This window comes from uncultured Dysosmobacter sp., from assembly GCF_947631635.1.
Classification (GTDB): domain Bacteria; phylum Bacillota; class Clostridia; order Oscillospirales; family Oscillospiraceae; genus Oscillibacter.
In genome coordinates this window covers 37,078-56,238 of record NZ_CANRMB010000001.1, presented here as the reverse complement: position 1 = coordinate 56,238, position 19,161 = coordinate 37,078, and the positions used below count along the sequence as shown (strand labels likewise).

The window sequence follows — 19,161 nt, the reverse complement described above, 5'->3', positions numbered from 1 at the left end:
TGAGAACCTAATTTTACGAAAAGGAAAGAGGCGAAGTTAGATGGTACAATATGAAAGGAAATGTATAACCGGGTTATTCAAACAATTTGTAAACCTCTTAAAAATCCAACTGAGGTCATCAGGGTTTTATATCTGCATTTAGGTATTCTTTATTTCCATGATGCCGAAAGCATGCTTTCAGCATCATTTTTATCCAGGAGAGTTCTTTCCGTTTTTCAGCGCATTGCAATGGTCACAGTTCCCGAAGCAACTATAACATCCTCGCATTTCACCTGAGATTGAAACGTCAAAATTCCTTTTTCCTGGTTCTCTTTCTCTAAGGTCGAGTAAATGCGGAGCGTGCTTCCCGGCAAAACTTTCTTTACAAGGCGCACATGATCAATTCCAAAAAACAACGGCGTCTTTTGATAATACCGGTCCATATCGGCCGCCAGGATGCTGGACGCCTGTCCCATGCATTCGACGGTGTACACCCCTGGTAAAATGGGGTTCCCCGGAAAATGCCCTTTGAAAATCTCACGGCCCGGGTCTACATAAAAGCTTGCCGCAATGCTCTTTTCAGGGACCAGCTCCTCAACAGAGTCAATCAGCCGCATAGGGTCCCGGTGGGGAAGCATCTCCTCAACATAGTCTTTTCCGCGTATCACTGGAAGGTTCCTTTCTTCACGTTTTCTCATGCTGTCTCTCAAAACTCACAGTACTTCACTTAATCTATCCGCCTCATGGATCGCTTTCATGATATTGCCCGGACTCTCTGCATTGCCGATGCAGTATACAGATACTCCCCGATCACGCAGCGTATTATATAGTTCCGCATTGGAGCGATAGCCCACAGCCATGACGATCGTATCACAAGGAAGGACCTGCTGCTTTTCGCCGCCTGCCGGATCCTGGCTCTTCACCACAACACCGTTCTCCTCGATGCCGACAATGCTGGTTCGCGCATACTGCGCCACCTGCAGGCGCTTCAAATCTTTCATAACAGGCCAGCCGCAGCCAAAGTCAAATCCGCCCCCGATTTTTTCCATATCAACGATGCTGATATGGCGGCTCGAGTGATCCAGCAATCCCTGCATGGTTTCAAAAGATTCGGCCTGATGAATTCCCAGATAGAACAGCTTTTCCTTTGTCAGGGCGCCCTCTTGCGCCAAATAGTCTGCCGTTTCACAGCCAACAGAGCTTCCGCCAATAACGACAACATGTTTGCCGGCAATAACCCGCTTTGAGAGAATATCCTCCGCGGTGCAAATCGTGATCTTGCTGTTCCCCTGCAAATTCAACGTGCGAATGGTGGAACCAGTGGCCACCACGACCGCATCAAATTTGCCATGTTCAATCTCTGCCGCATCGGCGTTCTTATTGAGTTCAACTTTAACACCGGCATTGTACAGCACATGGTTAAAATATGCTGCCAACTTCAAAAAGGTCTGCTTTGCAGGAGGTGCGGCCACAAGGGAGATCCTGCCGCACAATTTGTCAGATGCCTCCCACAGGCAAACATCGTGGCCCCGTTTTGCTGCCCGAAGTGCAAACTCACAACCGGCCGGGCCGCCGCCAACCACCAACAAATGCTTTTTCTCCTGCGCCGGTCGGTTCTCCTCGCCCAGATATTCACGGCCCACATAGCTGTTCATCAAGCACTTGCAGGGCTTGTGCGCAAACACATTTGCAAGGCACCCCTGATTGCACGCCATGCAGGGGCGCACATCCTCTTCCTGATGATGTTGAACCTTATTGGGCCATGCGGGGTCCGCCAACAGCGGCCGCATCAAGCCGATCAAATCAGCCTGCCCCAGCGCCAATGTGGTCTCCGCTTCCACGGGGTTTGCGTGCCGGTTGGCTGAGAGTACCGGGATCGAGACTTCGTTCTTAATATTTGCAGCCAGATATGTAAAGCCGCCCTCGGGGAGATCGCCCGTCAACTGCGGGATTTTTGTTTCATGCCAGCCGCCCGTGACATCCAGCAGATCGATCCCCGCCTCCTGCAGCTTTTTACAGAATGCAATACACTCAACATTCGTGTTGCCGCCGGAAACGAATTCATTTCCGCCCACGCGCATAGCCAGAGGATAGTCATCCCCCACAGCCCTGCGGACTGCCGCCACCATCTCCAGGGGGAAGCGCATTCTGTTTTCAAGCGTGCCGCCGTATTCATCCTCGCGGTGGTTCGTAACGGGGGATAAAAACTGACTGATCAGATATCCGGAGGCGGCGGTCATTTCGATACAGTCAAATCCCGCCTGCTTTGCCCGCACTGCTGCGGCAGCAGTACAGTCGCATACATACTGAATATCTGCCTTTGTCATTTCTCTCGGCATATCGCCGGAGATCTTCGCCATGGATGCCGAGGGTGCAATAATGGAATCGTCACCGTCCACAAATGCAGAGCGTCCATAGCGGCCGGTCTGCAGGAACTCAATGCCCACCTTGGCGCCTCTTTTGTGGATGCCATCAACCAGAGTCTGATATTTTTCAGTATACTCGTCCTTATCGATCCGGAGCATATGATCGTAGCCAACATAGCGGTCGGTTGCCACACCGCCAATCATCAGCAAGCCCGCGCCGCCCTCGGCGCGTTTCCAATAAAACTGATTGATTTTATCGTTTGGACTGCCATCATCCGAATAAACCAAATGCACCGCAGTCATAACCACTCTGTTTTTGAGCTCCATTCCACCAATGTTGATGGGCTGGAACAATCTGGTGTATTCCATTTGTTGCACCCTTCCTTCTCTTTGCCGCTTCTGCCGCATCTTTCGTGATCCAAGTTCTGATTCGCTTTACTGCGACTTCATTTCCTTGATCCTATCCTCAATCTTCCGCCCCGTGTTGAACAGCGTGGAGCTTCCGTTGCCCAGAAGGTTTCCGTGCTGATCTTTAATATCGATGTTAAAGACGCACATCCTTCCGCCCTCTTTGATCATTTTTGCCTCTGCAAAGATCGTGTCCCCCACGCGGGCGCTTTTGAAATAGTTATAACTCGTCGCGCAGGTAACGGCAGTATTTCCCAAAGACGCCATCGCTGTTCCCGCGCAGGAGTCTGCAATTGAAAGATACACTCCCCCATGCGGGATTCCGGTGCTATTGAGATCATCCTCCAAAATGGTCTTTTTGAGGACCGCATAGCCCCGGCGTATCTCCTCCACCTCAAAGCCCAGCTTTACGCCAAAGGCATTGTCATCACTGCAGTACTTCCAAAGCTGCTTTAAATCCATCGCTTGCTTGCCTTCCCACTTCTATCACCCGACAGCTGCAGATACAGCCATCAGGCCAATCATCGTTTATCCGATACCAGGGTTCCACCCATTTTCAAAGGATCAGCCCCATGGTGCTTTTACAGCCGGCACAGCGGAAAAGGAACCTGATCATTCTTTTCCATGCAGCGCTGCACACGATATATGCGGCCCTCTGTGCCTGACTTTATAGGAAACGCACACGCGCCTTGCACGCCGGCGGGCCATTGGCCCGCCGGTTGAAAAGGAGCCTGTGCTCCTTTTCAACCGCGTTGACTATATCATCTCATGTGCACTCTTCCCGCAGCGGGATTCAGCACATCTCGTAAATGCCGGCTGCGCCCTGGCCGCCGCCGATGCACATGGTGACCAGCGCATATTTGCCGCCGGTGCGGCTCAACTCGTTCAGCGCTTTGCAGGTCAGGATCGCGCCCGTCGCACCCAGCGGATGCCCCAGCGCCATTGCGCCGCCATTGGGATTCACCTTGTCCATATTCATCTTCAACGTACGGATGCAAGGAATCGCCTGCGCGGCAAAGGCCTCGTTGATCTCAATCACGTCCATGTCATCCACGGTCAAGCCCGTCAGCTCCATCACCTTGGGCACCGCATACATGGGGCCGGTGCCCATATATGCAGGATCGCAGCCTGCAACGGCAAATCCGATAAACTTTGCGATCGGCTTAATTCCCAGTTCTTTGGCCTTGTTTACAGACATCAGCACCACAAAAGAGGCACCGTCGCTGGTCTGAGAAGAAGTTGCGGCAGTCACCACGCCGTCTTCCTTGAAGCAGGGCTTCAGCTTTGCCAGGATCTCCTTCGTGGTCCCCTTGCGAATCCCCTGATCCTTGTCAAAAACGATAGGATTGCCATCTTCATCAACACCGGGCAGCGGGATGATCTCATTGTCAAACTTCCCGGCTTCCTGAGCCGCAGCTGCCTTTTCATGGCTTCTCACGGCCATCTCTTCCATCTCGTCTCTGGTGATATGATATCTCTCAGCGACATTTTCAGCGGTCATGCCCATGGAAATATACTGATTGGGGTCATTCTCAACGATGGACTGTGCGTAATAAGGCGTCCGGTCATAGGTCAAAGGCACGGCCGTCATAGACTCAAGGCCACCTGCAACGACGATATTGGAAAGACCGGATTCGATTTCGGCGGCGCCAATTGCAATCGCCTGCAGTCCGGAAGAGCAGAAACGGTTGATGCTCATTGCGGGAACGCTGTAAGGAACACCTGCCGCATTCGTCACCATTCGTGCGGGGTTATAACCCTGCTTCATATCCTGGTTGGCGCAGCCCATCACCACATCATCGATCAATGCAGGGTCGAGCTGAGGCAGTTTGGTCTCCAGGATCCCCTTCAGAACGCCGGCGCCCAGATCCAGAGGATGCGTCTCGCGGAGAGCGCCCTTCTTGCCTGCGCGGCCAATCGCAGAGCGGCCATAGGCCACAACAACAACATTTTCAAGTCTAGCCATTTTATTTTCTCCTTTTATACTTTTGGACCGACGGGGTTCCCCGCCCCGTCTTCGTTTCATGTTTTTTTAATTTGAACTTATCGGCGGTTGCTTCTCCGCCAGATCCGCATGGCTTCTGCATTCCGGATCAGTTCTTCGCGGAATTGGGGATGCGCAATGGAAATGATGCGCTCCGCCCGCTCCCAGGTGGAGCAGCCCTTCAGGTTCACCATCCCCTGCTCCGTAACCAAATAATGCAAATTGGCTCTTGTGCAGGTAATGGCCGAACCAGGGGCCAGGGTGGGCTTAATTCTTGATTCAAGCTCTCCTTTTTTGTTCATAAACGCGGAGGACATACAGATAAAGCTCTTTCCGCCCTTTGACAAAAACGCTCCCAAAACGAAGTCCATCTGACCGCCGCATCCGGAAATATGGCGGATGCCTGCACTCTCTGCATTGATCTGGCCCATCAGATCAATATCGATGGCATTATTGACGGAAATAAAGTTATCCAGCTGCGCGATCACGCTGACATCATTCACATAGTCAACCGCCGCAATATTGCAGCTCGGATTTCCGTCCAGATATTGATACAGCCGCTCCGAACCTGCGCCAAAGGTGTAGGTCTGCAGATTTTTGTCAATATTCTTCTTGCTGCCGTTAATCTTCCCGGCTTCCACCAGGTCCACAAAGGAATCCACATACATCTCGCTGTGAATGCCCAGATCCTTCAAGTCTGTTTTTGCGATCAGCGAACCGACTGCGTTGGGCATTCCCCCGATGCCAAGCTGCAAACAGGCTCCGTTGGGGATCTCCGGTACGATCAGATTTGCCACCGCAATATCCACTTCATTGGGCTCTTTGGAGGGCATATTTGCCAGAGGCAGATTGCTGCCCTCCACAATATAGTCCACCTCAGAAATATGGACCCTTTCGTCGTAGCTGCCCAAGCAGCGGGGCATCTTCTGATTGACCTCAACAATAACCACATCTGCACGGTCGCAGACCGCTTTCAAATGCGATGCGTTCGGTCCGAAATTGAAATACCCTTCTTCATCCATTGGAGTGACCTGCAGCATAGCCACCGCGATCGGGTCCAGGCAAGTGCGGTAGGATTTGGGCATTTCAGAATAACGCATCGACATATAATAGACCGCGCCAGTTGCGGCCATCTTTCGGTCGACCGCTGTCATATGCCAGGAGTTCCAAGTGAAATGCTCTTTCACATTGGGAACCGACATGATTGCGGGAGCCTCCAGCAAAATCGCTCCGCGCACATTCACATCGCTCAGTTCTTCATATCTTGCTGCAAGAGCCTGATCCAGCACTCTGGGAGTGCCGGTGCAGAAGCCGTAATCAATCCAATCTCCGGATTTGACGACCTTGACTGCCTCCTCTGCCGAACGCAGTTTTTCTGCGTACATCTTTTCAAAATCATTCATGTGCTTACTCCGCTTCCAGGGGGGCCCTTATTTTTCAGCAGCGCTGTTCAGGAGCAGATAGCAGCCATGCTTGGAAGATGCAAAGCATCTTGAGCAGGCAACGCACGCCGCCTTTTTCCGATCGCCCGCCTCCCAGCGCTTGGGCAGTCCCGGCTCACGGATCAAAGCGCGGCACATGGAAATCGCCGCAATATTCCCTCCATTCAGCACTTCCTCGATCTTTTCGATGGAACGGTAGCCGCCAACGCTGATGATGGCCGTGTTGATCTTCTGCGCCAGCCGGTTGGCCATGGGGGCGTTATACGCCTCGTCCTGCCGGCTGCCCTGCGTGGAGTTGGAGGTCTTATCAATGGCAATCCCGCAGCTCACTTCGATGGCGTCAATGCCTCTGCGGGCCAACTCCTCGCAATTTTTCGTAAACTCTTCCTCAGATACACCGCCGGGCGCGATATCGTCGCCATTGATCTTGACCAAAATGGGATAATCTGCGCCAACCTGCCGGCGAATCTCATCATATACTTCAAACAGGATCTTTGCGCGGCCCTCGCCGCCGTATTCGTCAGTTCTCTTGTTGTAAATGGGGCTCAAAAATTCGCTCAGCAAATAACCGTGGGCAGCGTGGATCTGCACGCCATCCGCACCGGCCTCCTTGCACTTCAGGGCTGCGGCGCCGTATGCCTTGACAAGGTCTGCGATCTCCTCCTTCGTGATCTCGCGGACAGGCGGCGTTCTATCCGGAATACTCGAGGGGCCGAATGCCACGTCGGCGCCATCCAGCTCCCTGGACTTCACTCCGCAATGTCCCAGCTGAACAACGATTTTGCTGCCATGCTCATGTACGCGCTCTGCGATTTTTGCAAACGCATCGGAAAACTCAGGGGCGTAGATTTTTGTCATGCCGGAATTCACACAGGAATTGGGGGCGACTCCCATCATGCCTGTAATGATCAGGCCAACACCGCCAACAGACAGCTCTTCATAGATATCCCCCAGCGCAGGTGTGATGCAGCCGTCCTTTGCCCCGCCAACTTCCATCGTCGCGCTGCGAACCAGGCGGTTTTTAATTGTCAGATTTCCCAGAGACACTGTTTCAAAGATTTTCTTCATACGGACGCTCCCTTCTTTGCTTTCCGCTCTTTAACGCTCAATATTTTTGTTTCTGCTGCATGACGCCCCTAAATTGGGTCAACCAATTTGAGCGGCCTTAAAATTGCCATTGCTTTGGTGGATAACACGATCTGCCTATGTCGTTATTCTTTTCTCAAATCTCAAATTGGCTCAACCAATAAACCGAGAAAAAAGCGCAGCAGCAATTTAGTTGCATTTGCTCCTCCATGCTCAGAGGAACTGATAGACCATATCAAAATGCGCCTGCATGGCCTTCTGTCCGGCATCGAGATCTCTGTCCCGCATTGCATCAATGATCTCTTGATGGATGCCGATCTCTTGAAGCCTCAATCGCGCGACTTCGTCGCTGCCAAAACCAGCGCCCTTCCAGACTTCGTTCCAGACGTCATGCACATACTCTCTCATCACCAGCGAAAGCGCCTCGATATTGGTCTGAAGGAGTTTATTGCCCGAGGACACCGCGAGGATCCGGTGAAATTCCTCATCCGCCTCATTCAGCGCTTTCCCGTCGATTATATATCCGTCCTCATCAACTGCACTCCACATTTTTTCTACACACCGCTGCAAAGCTTCCATCTGCCGCTCCGTCCGGTTTTGGGTGGCCAGCATCACCCCGCCTTTTTCCATCACACAGCGGTAGTTTGTAATATCCAGATTGGTGACGTTGCAGAGCTTCGACGTCAGGAAAAGAGTTTCCGCTTCAACGTTATAAAATCTCTCAGAAATATAATTTCCAGAGCCCTGCCTGCATTCAACGACTCCAATCAGGGAAAGGGCTCTCAGCGATTCCCGCACGGAATTTCTGGAGAGGCCAAACATCTTTGCCAGCTCTCTCTCAGGCAGCAGCGCATCGCCGATCTTCAGCTGCCGTGCTGCGATCATTTGTCTGATGTAATTGTAGATAATTTCGTGTGCGCTTTCTCTCATGCGTCCCTCCATGCTGTTGAAAACATTGTCGGCTCGTTCAGCAATTTTCTCAGCAACACCAGCACATTCATCTGCAGGAAGTAGTAATAGGTATATTTTATACCGCCCCCCCTTTCTTTGCAATCTAAATTTGAGGCGGTCCGGCTTTTTTGCCACTTCATACAACAGAGGATCTCGGAGACGACATGTAAGTTGGGGGTCCTGCCTGCGTGCAAATGCGAACCTCCGCACCGGTACCCAGGCAGGATCATGATAAAACCATTAAAGCAAACGAACCAAACCCATGCTGATCGGCTCCACAAAGGTAACCAGCAGCAGCACAATGACCATACTGATAATCAGGCCCCAGATGCGCTTTGTGATCTTTTCAATGGACAAACCGCACATGGAGGATGCAACGAACAGGTTCACGCCAAAGGGCGGCGTTACGAAGCCGATCGCCAGAGCGATGGTCATGATAATGCCGAAATGGACGGGATCATACCCGATTGCAGTGGCAATGGGAACGAAAACAGGCGCCAAAATCAAGCAGGCGGAGATGTTGTCGACAAAGCATCCCACGATCAGCAGGATGCCGAGGATCACCAGCATGATCAAAACTCCGGAGCTGAATGTGGACGTGATCAGCTTTGCCAGCTTTACAGGGATCTGCTCGGTCGCCAAATAGGCGGAGAATGCCGCAGACAGGGCCATTGCCAGGCCAATCTGGCCCAGTTGATCGACCGTGCTCCGGATACTGTTGACAACCACATCCATGGTAAGCTCTTTATAGACGAACTTGCCGACGATCACCGCGTACACAATGGCCACCACAGCAGCTTCCGTGGGAGTGAACACACCGGCATAAATACCGCCGAGGATAATGACGGGAGTCATCAATGCGAAGAAGGATTCTTTAAATGCCTTAAGGAGGTGCTTATCAGCCTTCTCAGAACCCCGATAGCCGTGTTTCTTGGAAACGAAATAGTTGACAATGATCAATCCCACGCCGATCAGGATGCCGGGAACGATACCGGCGGTAAACAGGTCGCCGATCGACGCATTAACCGCTACGCCATAAATAACAAAGGGAATGCTGGGCGGAATAATAACGCCGATGGTGCCCGCGCACGCCGTAAGGGCCGCAGAATAGCCGCCGTCATAGTCGCGCTTCACCATTTCCGGATACATCATACCGCCGATCGCGGAAACCGTTGCGGGGCCGGAACCGGAAATTGCCGCGAAAAACATACAGGCCACAGTGGTGACAACGCCCATGCCGCCTGTGAACCGTCCCACCAGCTGGTCAAAGAAGTCCACGATCCGGCGGGAAATGCCGCCAAGCGCCATCAGGTTGCCGGCGAGAACGAAGAAGGGAATCGCCAGCAGCGTAAAGGAGTTCAGTCCATTAAATACATACTGGACGATCGCCATCAGAGAGCCGGAGCCTGACTGCAAAATCACGAGCGCCGTAGACAGGCCCAATGCCACGCCGATCGGCAGGCTCAGTGCAATGAACACAATCATCAGCACGCAAAGAAGAATAATAGATGTCATTTCACTTCACCGTCCTCTCTCTTTGCCGCCATCCCTTTTACACCCCTGACAAGATCCTCCAGCAGACGGATGGACATCAGCAGCGCGCCAACAGGGATCGCCGCATAGACATACTGCATCGGGAGCTGCAGAGCCGCCGATTTCTGCTGGAAGTGGGCGATCTGCATAACGACGTCCATGCCGTATTTCGTGATCAGCAGGCCAAAGACGAAAAAAATCACATCCACAATCAGATTCAGAACCTTGGCCGCGTTTCCTTTTACCAGACCGAAAACCAGTGTGATGCGAAGATGAGATTTCTTTTTTGCCGCAAGGGAAATTCCAAGCCAGACCTGCCAGATAAACATATATCTCGCCAATTCCTCACTCCAGGAAAGGGAGTTGTTGAAGATATAGCGCATGCAGACCTGAATGAAAATGATCACAACAGAGATCGTCAAACTGGGAATCAAAATGATTTCTTCTAAATTATCCCATATGGATTTTAAGGAAATTTTCTCTTTCAATGCCGTCTCCTCCTGTGTTGGCAGATGGGTCTCCCCATCTGCCAACACATTTGTAATTCTCATGGAACGAGTAGGGAGCAAATGCGTTCCCCTGTTATCCTCAGGCGCCGTAATCCTCGTTAACAGTCTTGGCAGCGGCGACCAGATCGGGGTCCATATCCTTGGTCAGCTCGGGCCACACAGCGGTGCAGGCCTCGACCCACTGCTGCTTTTCTTCCTCGGTCAGCTCAATCACCTGGGTGCCAGCGGCCTTGATATCCTCAACCATGGCGGCCTCCATCTCGGCCTGCAGCTGTCTCTCCATCTCGGTGTACTTTACCAGGCCCTCGTCAACGACCTTCTGCAGCTCGGGATCCAGGGAATCGTACCAGGTGCGGCTCACCACGGTGGCGCCGGCAGAGTAGCAATAGCCAACCAGCGTGTAATACTTCAGAACCTCGGGCAGACCCGCAGTCACAGACAGGATGACGCCGTTGTCCTGGCCGTCAACAGTGCCCTGAGACAGACCGGTATACAGCTCAGAGAAAGACATGGGAGTGGGGTTCGCCCCCAGGGCCTTCATGGTGGTCATGTAAGTAGGAGTCTCCATCACGCGGATCTTCAGGCCCTTCATATCGGCAGGGGTGCGGATCTCGCGGACATTGTTGGAGATATCACGCCAGCCGTTGTCGGCAAGGGCGCACACCAGACCGACCTCATACAGCTCGTCTTTGATCATCTGGCCGAACTCGCCGTCCAGGGCGGCGTGGCAGGTATCAAGGTCCTTGAACAGGAAGGGCAGGTCCAGAATCTGGACGGCCTTGCAGAAGCTGCCCAGAGTCGGCGCATCAAAAATGCCGCACTCCAGGGTGCCCATCTGGCACTGCTCAGCGGTAGAACGTGCATCGCCCAAGGTGGAGTTGTAATACAGCTCAACCTCGATACGGCCATTGGACGCTTCCTCAATATAGGGCTTCAGGGCTTGCGCCATTGCGATACCGCCCTGAGAATTCTCCTGAACGATAGCGCCGACGCGCATGATGATCTTATCTTCGCTGCTCTGGGCCGGCTCAGTGGTCTGGGTGTCATCTGTGGACGCAGGGGGTTCTTCGCTGGACTTATCGCCGCAGCTGCACAGAGACAACACCATCAGGAAGCTCAATACCATGCAAAATAACTTCTTCATTTTTTTATCCCCTTATCATTTGTAAAATTCGGTTATTTTTCTGTGTATCCGCTCATTTTATCCTTATCGTAAGGGCCTGTTTTTTTATCCAAATCCAAAATCGGTTTTACAAAACCTATCACTTGAAAAGTGGTTTACACTTTTCAAGTGGCACAGCGCATATGCGCTGTGATTGACTAAATTTTAACATTTGGCTTTTTCCCATCAACACAGCAGAAATATACTGTGTTCAGAAGCATACCGCTTATTTTCCCTGAAAGACAGGGGGGCGCTTGTCGAAAAATGCCTGCATGCCCTCGTGCTTGTCCTCCGTCGCAAAGCACAGGCCCCACATTCTTCTCTCATACATCAGGCCGGAATCCAGCCCCATGCATGCAGACTGATAGAGGCAGCTCTTTGCGCCGGCAACACCGATCGGAGAGGTCTTTTTGACACGCTCGACCAGCTCCTCAGCCTTTGCCATCAGCTCTTCGCCGGGGACAACGTGAGAAACGATGCCCAGTTCCAGAGCGCCCTGTGCGTTGACGACCTCACCGGTCAGGATCATCTCTGCGGCGCGGCCCATGCCAATGATGCGGGGTAGACGCTGGGTGCCGCCTGCACCGGGCAGAATGCCCAGCGTGACTTCCGGGAACCCAATCTTGGCCTTTTCGGATGCAATACGAATGTCGCAGGCCAAAGCCACCTCACAGCCTCCGCCCAGGGCAAAGCCGTTGATCGCTGCGATAAAAATCTTAGAGGAAGAGGAGATCTTTCCGCAGGCTTCCATGTTTGCTTCCACATACTTCATGGATTCCTCGGAGCCAATGTCCTTCATATACGCCAAGTCTCCGCCGGCAATGAACGTTTTGCCGACACCGGTTATGACCACCGCGCGCAGAGAAGGATCTGCATTGACCTCATCTAATGTTGCCGAGATATCCTTGATCAGGGGCATCCGCAGAGAGTTTAAGGTCGCAGCATCATTCAGCGTCATGATGGCCCAACCGTCTCTCTTTTCCAATTGAACAAGATCCGCCATTTTATTTACCTCCTTTTTTTGATGTAAAAACCTTCCGGTCTTACACAAATTTCACATCGATATTTCCCAGCTCGCTGAAGCAGACGCTCATGTTGTCGCCGGCCTTTACATCCACAGCAAAGGTCAGTGCGCCAGAGAGGAAAATATCACCGGCGTGCATCTTATCGCCGTGCATGGCCAAGCGGTTTGCCAGCCAGATCATGGCGTTGATGGGATCGCCCATCACCTCAACGCCTGCGCCGGAATTAATCAGCTCGCCATTTCTCATCATGTACATGGCGATGTAACGCAGGTCCAGATTCTCCAGGGGAAGCATCTTGCTGCCCAGCAGGAAGCCGCCGCAGGCCGCATTGTCGGCAATGGTGTCGATGGGCTGGACCGGGAATCCCCATCTGGTGTCCACGAACTCCAGGCAGGCCATAACGCCCGCAGTTGCATCCAGCACGTCATAAGCAGTCACATTGGGGCCTTCCAGATCCTTTTTCAGCAGGAAAGCGATCTCGCCCTCCACCTTGGGAGCAATAAAGCGGGAGGTATCGATGGGCTCGCCCTGCAGGAACATATCGCTGCTGAACAGGTTGCCGTAGTCAGGGCTGGGCATATTGAATCTCTCGCGCATTCCGCGGCTGGTAAAGCCGATCTTCTTGCCCAAAACGCGGTTGCCGCGTCTCACTTTTTCGTCTCTCACCAGCTTCTGGACAGCATAGGATTCTTCCAGTGTGAAATCCTGCTTGAACTCTGCGGTCAGAGGAGTTGCCGTTTCCTGCGCCTCAACCAGCAGGGCGGCAATTCTTTCTTTGTCCATTGTCATAGCAATTTCTCCCTTATCTTATTTTTTTGCCAGAATGTTCTTCATGAGTTCGACCAGCTCTTCCTCGGTCAGCAGGGCCTTGCGAACCTCGCTCTCTTCCTTGACAGCCTTTACAATCTCGCCAATCTGCTCCTTGCTGGCGCTCATGCCGTTTTTCTCCAGATAATACTGCATGGTCACCGAGCCGCTGGCGGCGCCGATCCGATATTCCATATCCTTTCTGCCCACCGCAGCGGGGATAAAGGGATACACACTGTTCTCGTTAAAGCCGACCGCTCTCATCTTCTCAAACAGATGGCTGCCGATGCCGGTCTCGATGCCAAAGCAGTTTTCGCCAAACACGGTCTTATTCACATTGGGACGGACACCCGTGATGTCGCTGATCACGCGGCCGGTCTGTGCCAACTTATCCAGCTTGATATTCGTCTTTACCTTTCCGCCCAGCAAAATGCCCAGTGTGGTCGCAACATCCTCAGTAGCAACGTTGCCGGTGCGCTCGCCCAGCGCATTCATGGAAGAATGAATGACCTTGGCGCCGTTCTTAATGGCCATCAGAGAGGAAGCGATGCCGGTGCCGAAGTCGTTGTGGACATGGATCTCGATCTGAGTCTTGGGGAACCAGTTGTGGAATTTGCGAACCGCATAGCCGATTGCATCAGGGGTCGCAACAGCGGTCGTATCCACCAGCGTGATCGCATCTGCACCGGCGTCCACAGCTGCCTGATGCGCCTTGCGGCTGAACTCCAGAGGAGCGCGGGTAAAGTCCCATCCCATGAAGTTGACCCAGAGGCCCTCCTTCTTTGCGGCGGCGACGCTCTCGCTGATGCGGCGCAGCAGGGCATCCTGATCCAGGCCATATGCATACTTGCAGGTGTAGGGGTTCAGGTTGTGCTCGATAATGATGTCTCTTGCACCGCAAGCGACAGACAGCTCAATGTCCTTGGGGTTGGCGCGTGCAAAGGGAACGACCTTGGCAGTCAGTCCCATGTTGACAGCCTTCTTGATCGCTTCGCAGTGTTCCTCAGAAATAATGGGCATACCGATCTCGATACGATCGACACCCAGCTCATCCAGCTGCTTTGCAATGCGCAGGCGCTCTGCCAGCGTATAGGAAACACCGGGGGTCTGCTCGCCGTCACGCAGCGTGCAGTCATGGATCTGGATCTCCTCGGGATAGTCCTTCAGGTTTTCCTCCAGGAAATTCAGCGGAGAAACCCATGCCCGGTTTTCATCGTAATAGGGCTGCCCCTCCAACGGATAATTATCAAACTCCTCAAACTTTTTCATGCTGTTACATCTCCTTACTTTGATTGCATACGTTTGATCTCATCTATCATCACTGTCAACGCCTGTTTCGCGTCAGCAACAATGCCAACATTTGCCACATTAAAAATTGCCGCATCCTCATCGCGGTTGACCGCAACGATATAATCCGCGCCGGAGATGCCCGCCAAGTGCTGTACTGCGCCGGATACGCCAAACGCAATATAAATGCGGGGCGCCACGCTCTTGCCGCTCTGACCGATCAGGTTATTTCTTGCCACCCAGCCGGCTTCAACAGCAGGGCGGGTACCGCCCACTACGCCGCCAAGCAGATCAGCCAGCTCCTGCAGCGCTTTGCAGTCTTCCTCGCTGCCCATTCCGCGGCCGGCACAGACCACAATGTCAGCCTCTTCGATCTTGGCGTCTTCACTCATGGTCGTGATCATCTCCAGGACCTGAGTCTTCAAGGCCTGATCCTCTGCCTGATATTCCTTTACAAGCGTTTCACCAGTCCGGGCGGCATCCGGTTCGCATTTCTTAAACGCATTCGGTCTTACGGTTGCGAATACACACGCCGTCTGCGCAGTTTCTTTTTGAATGACGGAGCCGCTGTATGCAAACCGCTTCCAATACAGGTTTTCTCCCTCAACGGCTACATCTATCACGTCAGACACATAATCCGCGCAGGACATCTCCGCAGCTCTCGCGGCCAATTCTTTGCCCTCTCCAGTGCTGCCAAGCAGCACAATTTGGGGAGACAGCTCGCCAAGAACGGCATGCAGCGCCTGCACATAGGCATCCGCAGAAAATTCCGCAAGCCGGCCGCCTTTCACCAGCACCACACGGTCCGCGCCGTATGCAATGAGGGTGGAGGCCAGATCTGCTTCCTCTGCGCCCAAAACCAGCGCAGAAACCTTTCCTTCGCCATCGGTCAGCTTCGCTGCAAGCGCAAGCGCTTCCAAAGAAACGTTGGACGGTGCATGATTGACAAGCTGCACACATACACATACATCTTTTTTCATTCCATGCCCCTCCTCACTTACAGGACTTTATCCTCAACCATGATTGCAATGGCCTTCTGGACGCTGCATGCTACGTCCTCTTCCATAATCTTCTGGCCGCCTTCCTTCTGCGGAAGCACCTCAAAGCTGCGTGCGGCAGCGTTTTCAGTGACTTGATAGCTGTCCAGCGTCCAATCCTCAATTGGCATTTTCCGCGCCGCCATCTTGCTCTTCAAGGTGGGATAGCGGGGATCATAGTTGGGCTTGGAGACTGTAATAACGCAGGGTCTCTCAACCTTCAATACGCGGCTGCCGTTCTCCGTCTCCTGCTCAACCTTAAAACCGTCTTCAAAGGCCTCCATAGAAACGGCGCCGGTGACCAGCGCATATCCCAGCTTTTCCGCCAGCCGCGCGCCCACTTGTCCAGACATGGTGTCCGTAGACTCCAGGCCGCACAAAATGGCGTCAAACTTCCTGCCGTCCTCCAGCTGCTTGGAAATCGTCTGATAAAGGATCTCACTCATCGCCTTGGCATTCGTATGCTCACAAGCGGCGTTCCAAACCCTTGCAGCCTTATCCGCACCAACGCTCAAGCAGCTGCGCAGTGCCGAAACAGCAGTCTCGCCGCCTACGGTGAGCACCGTAATTTCGCCCTCGCCCTGTTTTTCGCGAACCCGTGTGATCATCTCCAACGCATAGGTATCAAAGGCATTGACCGTCAGATCAATGCTTTGGAGGTCGGGGGAACCGTCTGCATCCAGAGTTACCAGCACAGAGTCGTCGGGTACCTGTTTTACACATACTAAGTAATTCATGGATATTTCCTCTTCTTTAGTCCAGCGCAAAGCAAACCTTGCCGGGATTCAAAATCAAATTGGGGTCAAAGACCTGCTTAATGCCCTGCATCAGTTCGATGCACTCCTCGCCGACCTGCGCCGGCAGGTACTTTGCACGCTCAAAGCCAATGCCATGCTCGCCGCTGATCACGCCGCCGATTTCCTTGCATCTTGCATAAGCCTTTTCAGTAACTCGTTCGATCCGCTCGTCAAACTCCTCATTGCTCAGGGAATCATCGTAATAGCCAATATGCAGGTTGCCGTCACCGGCATGGCCGAAGCAGCTGAAATGAATCTTCTCTTCATCGGCGAGTCCCCGCAGGAACACCATATAGTCGGCCAACTCGCTGATGGGAATCGTGATGTCAAAGGAACAGGTCCGCTTCACAAGGGATACATGGGCTTCCTGCAGACTGTCCCGGGCACTCCACATTTCCTTTTTCAGCGCCGGGGTATCTGCCACCAAAATATCAGCGGAGCCGCTGTCCTGCAGGATCTCTGCCGCCCGTTCGACCTCAAGTTCCAGCTCGTCATCCGTCCGGCCCTCAAAGGTCATCAGCAGATAGACCTCACACTCCACGCCGTCTACGACCTTAGGAAAGACCTCCTTGCCCAGATATGCAGCAGATTTATCAGCAGATACCCTGTCGATAAATTCCGCCGCCTCCAGATTTAATCCGGCGCGGATCATACGAGGCACGCAGCGGAGACCGTCTCCCTCTTTTCCGAAAGGCGCCAACAGGCTGATGGTCTTCTTAGGAGCCGCCACGACCTTCAGCGTCAGCTCTGTAATAATGCCCAGCGTGCCCTCAGACCCGATCATCAAATGCATCAGGCTATAACCGGAGCTGTTCTTCACCACAGGAGCGCCAAACTTCGTGATCTTTCCTGTCGGCAGCACAACCGTGATCTCGCGGATATAATCTCTCGTGGTGCCGTACTTCACGGCGCGCATACCGCCGGCATTCGTGTTGGCGTTGCCGCCCAATGTTGCAAACTTCTGACCGGGATCGGGCGGATACATCAGGCCGCGGCTCGTGCAGTCCTCCGCCAGCGTTGCCAGCAGAACGCCGGCCTGTACGCGGACGATCATATTGGTCTCATCATAGCCAAGGATCTTGTTCATCTTTTCCGTTGTGATCACAACGCCGCCCATCAGGGGCCAGGCGCCGCCTGATAAGCCGGTTCCTGCGCCGCGGGGCGTCACAGGAATGTGATTTTCATTGCAGATCTTCATCACTGCGGCAACTTCTTCCGTGGACCGCGCCTCTACTACCACATCGGGCTTTTTCGGCACAGTTTCCACCCGCATGGTCTCATCGTGCGCATAGTCCTCGTTGACCGCGTCGCCGACCAATACATGACCTGGTGCAGCATCTTTGATCTGCTGTATGATTTCTTCCGTCACAGCATTATATTTCGTCATCTTTCAAATCTCACTTTCAAATATTAAGGTGGGGCCTTTCCATGCAAGGCATCCTCTTGTCAGATCCTGAAGCAGCGCGCTTCCATCCGACCCATTTCGCCGCAGTCTCCAGGCCGCCCCCTCAATTTGGTTCAACCAATTTGAGCAACTAAAACCATTTTGATATCTCTTGCGGACCGGTTCAATTTATCCTCAAACCGTCTCAGCGGCCTATCACAGCTCCGGCAACCACCATTCTGCAAATCTCGCAAGTACCCTCATATATCTGGAAGATCTTTGCGTCCCGCAGCAGCTTTTCGACAGGATACTCGTGAATATATCCATACCCGCCGAAAATCTGAATGGCCTCGCTGGCCGCGAACATCGCGCCATCGGCAGCAAACGCCTTTGCCATTGCCGCCTCCTTGCTGTAAGGCATTCCGCGATCCATCAGCGCCGCACAATGCGCCGCCATCTGGCGAGATGTTTCCGCCTTAATGGCCATGTCTGCAATCTTAAAGCTCAGGGCCTGATTCTTGATCAGCGGCTTGCCGAATGCGATGCGCTCCTTTGCATAGGCCACAGACTCATCAATGCTTCTCTGGATAATGCCGGCGGCAGCACAAGCGCACAGCACTCTGCCATGATCCAGGGTCTTCATTGCGATTTTGAAGCCCTCTCCCTCTTTGCCAATCAAGTTTTCTGCGGGGATGCGGCAGTTGTCCAGCACCACATCACAGGTATTGGATGTGCGGATGCCCAGTTTATTTTCCTCCGCTCCAGTGGACAGACCGGGCGTGCCCGCTTCAACGAAGAATGCGCTCATGCCGGAAACGCCTACGCCCTTCTTTGTCATAGCCGTAACAACATAGAAGCCCGCAACGCCGCCATTTGTGATGAAGCACTTTCTGCCGTTCAGCACATAGGAATCACCATCGCGCACCGCAACCGTCTTGCCGGCGCCAGCGTCAGAACCGGCATCGGACTCTGTCAGTGCAAACGCGCCGAACTTTTTCTCTTCCAGGATCTTGCAGGCGCGGTGCTTCAGCTCTTCACTGCCCGAAATCAAAATCGCATTCAGTGCCAGACTGCTGGCATTGAACGACGTTGCAAAGCCGGCATCCGCAGCAGCCATCAGTTCAACCAGGGCCAGGTTGGTGGTGCGGTTCAGTTCCAATCCGCCGTAGGCTTCAGGCACCTCCATCATGTGCAGGCCCATGTCCATGGCCATGTCATAGATCTTACTGGGCCACTCTCCGGTTTTGTCAAATTCCTTGCATTGCTCCTTGACTTCCTTCTCGCAGAACTCTTTTACAGATTCATAGAGGTCACGATCTTCTTCAGGAAATAAATACGCCATTTATATACCCTCCGTATAACATATAATTTGATTTCCACAACACATTGCTTCGTGTCGGCTTG

The 19,161-nt window shown here is 53.1% G+C and carries 17 protein-coding genes; all 17 read right to left on the bottom strand.

The genetic code is table 11. The features are described 5' to 3' along the window. Positions 1–215 precede the first annotated feature (215 nt). Positions 216–677 carry a 3-hydroxyacyl-ACP dehydratase FabZ family protein gene (locus Q0Z71_RS00240; protein ID WP_298016477.1) on the bottom strand — a complete coding sequence of 154 codons (462 nt, stop codon included), beginning with the start codon at positions 675–677 and terminating at the stop codon, positions 216–218. A gap of 15 nt (positions 678–692) precedes the next feature. Further along, a complete protein-coding gene (locus tag Q0Z71_RS00235) occupies positions 693–2,714 on the bottom strand; it encodes an FAD-dependent oxidoreductase (protein WP_298016475.1) in 2,022 nt (673 codons plus the stop codon). Positions 2,715–2,780: 66 nt separating this feature from the next. Beyond that, positions 2,781–3,215: a PaaI family thioesterase gene (locus Q0Z71_RS00230; protein ID WP_298016473.1), complete on the bottom strand. Its 435-nt coding sequence runs from the start codon at positions 3,213–3,215 to the stop codon at positions 2,781–2,783. 331 nt (positions 3,216–3,546) lie between these two features. Then, complete coding sequence (locus tag Q0Z71_RS00225) at positions 3,547–4,719, bottom strand: thiolase family protein (protein ID WP_298016471.1); 1,173 nt, start codon at positions 4,717–4,719, stop codon at positions 3,547–3,549. Between the two features lie 77 nt (positions 4,720–4,796). Then, positions 4,797–6,140, bottom strand: coding sequence for a butyryl-CoA:acetate CoA-transferase (locus Q0Z71_RS00220; protein WP_298016468.1), 1,344 nt, complete (start codon positions 6,138–6,140; stop codon positions 4,797–4,799). A gap of 27 nt (positions 6,141–6,167) precedes the next feature. Continuing rightward, complete coding sequence (locus Q0Z71_RS00215) at positions 6,168–7,247, bottom strand: NADH:flavin oxidoreductase (RefSeq protein WP_298016465.1); 1,080 nt, start codon at positions 7,245–7,247, stop codon at positions 6,168–6,170. 231 nt (positions 7,248–7,478) lie between these two features. Then, on the bottom strand, positions 7,479–8,351 hold the full coding sequence (locus Q0Z71_RS00210; protein WP_298017287.1) for a FadR/GntR family transcriptional regulator: 873 nt from the start codon (positions 8,349–8,351) through the stop codon (positions 7,479–7,481). Between the two features lie 105 nt (positions 8,352–8,456). After that, the gene (locus Q0Z71_RS00205) at positions 8,457–9,731 is read right to left on the bottom strand and encodes a TRAP transporter large permease (RefSeq protein WP_298016462.1); all 1,275 of its coding nucleotides are present in this window, start codon (positions 9,729–9,731) and stop codon (positions 8,457–8,459) included. Beyond that, positions 9,728–10,237: a TRAP transporter small permease gene (locus Q0Z71_RS00200; protein ID WP_298016459.1), complete on the bottom strand. Its 510-nt coding sequence runs from the start codon at positions 10,235–10,237 to the stop codon at positions 9,728–9,730. The genes Q0Z71_RS00205 and Q0Z71_RS00200 overlap by 4 nt, the downstream gene beginning before the upstream one ends. A 100-nt stretch (positions 10,238–10,337) precedes the next feature. Beyond that, positions 10,338–11,402, bottom strand: coding sequence for a TRAP transporter substrate-binding protein (locus tag Q0Z71_RS00195; protein WP_298016455.1), 1,065 nt, complete (start codon positions 11,400–11,402; stop codon positions 10,338–10,340). Positions 11,403–11,646: 244 nt separating this feature from the next. Continuing rightward, complete coding sequence (locus tag Q0Z71_RS00190) at positions 11,647–12,423, bottom strand: enoyl-CoA hydratase/isomerase family protein (RefSeq protein ID WP_298016453.1); 777 nt, start codon at positions 12,421–12,423, stop codon at positions 11,647–11,649. Between the two features lie 40 nt (positions 12,424–12,463). After that, positions 12,464–13,234: a 2-keto-4-pentenoate hydratase gene (locus Q0Z71_RS00185; protein WP_298016451.1), complete on the bottom strand. Its 771-nt coding sequence runs from the start codon at positions 13,232–13,234 to the stop codon at positions 12,464–12,466. Between the two features lie 18 nt (positions 13,235–13,252). Continuing rightward, positions 13,253–14,521: a LeuA family protein gene (locus tag Q0Z71_RS00180; RefSeq protein ID WP_298016448.1), complete on the bottom strand. Its 1,269-nt coding sequence runs from the start codon at positions 14,519–14,521 to the stop codon at positions 13,253–13,255. Positions 14,522–14,535: 14 nt separating this feature from the next. Beyond that, the gene (locus Q0Z71_RS00175; protein WP_298016444.1) at positions 14,536–15,519 is read right to left on the bottom strand and encodes an electron transfer flavoprotein subunit alpha/FixB family protein; all 984 of its coding nucleotides are present in this window, start codon (positions 15,517–15,519) and stop codon (positions 14,536–14,538) included. A 17-nt stretch (positions 15,520–15,536) separates the two neighbouring features. Then, the gene (locus tag Q0Z71_RS00170) at positions 15,537–16,313 is read right to left on the bottom strand and encodes an electron transfer flavoprotein subunit beta/FixA family protein (protein WP_298016441.1); all 777 of its coding nucleotides are present in this window, start codon (positions 16,311–16,313) and stop codon (positions 15,537–15,539) included. A gap of 16 nt (positions 16,314–16,329) precedes the next feature. Continuing rightward, positions 16,330–17,760 (bottom strand): FAD-binding oxidoreductase, encoded by a 1,431-nt coding sequence (locus tag Q0Z71_RS00165; protein ID WP_298016438.1) that lies wholly within the window; start codon positions 17,758–17,760, stop codon positions 16,330–16,332. A 202-nt stretch (positions 17,761–17,962) separates the two neighbouring features. Next, the gene (locus Q0Z71_RS00160; protein WP_298016435.1) at positions 17,963–19,099 is read right to left on the bottom strand and encodes an acyl-CoA dehydrogenase family protein; all 1,137 of its coding nucleotides are present in this window, start codon (positions 19,097–19,099) and stop codon (positions 17,963–17,965) included. Between the last annotated feature and the right edge of the window lie 62 nt (positions 19,100–19,161).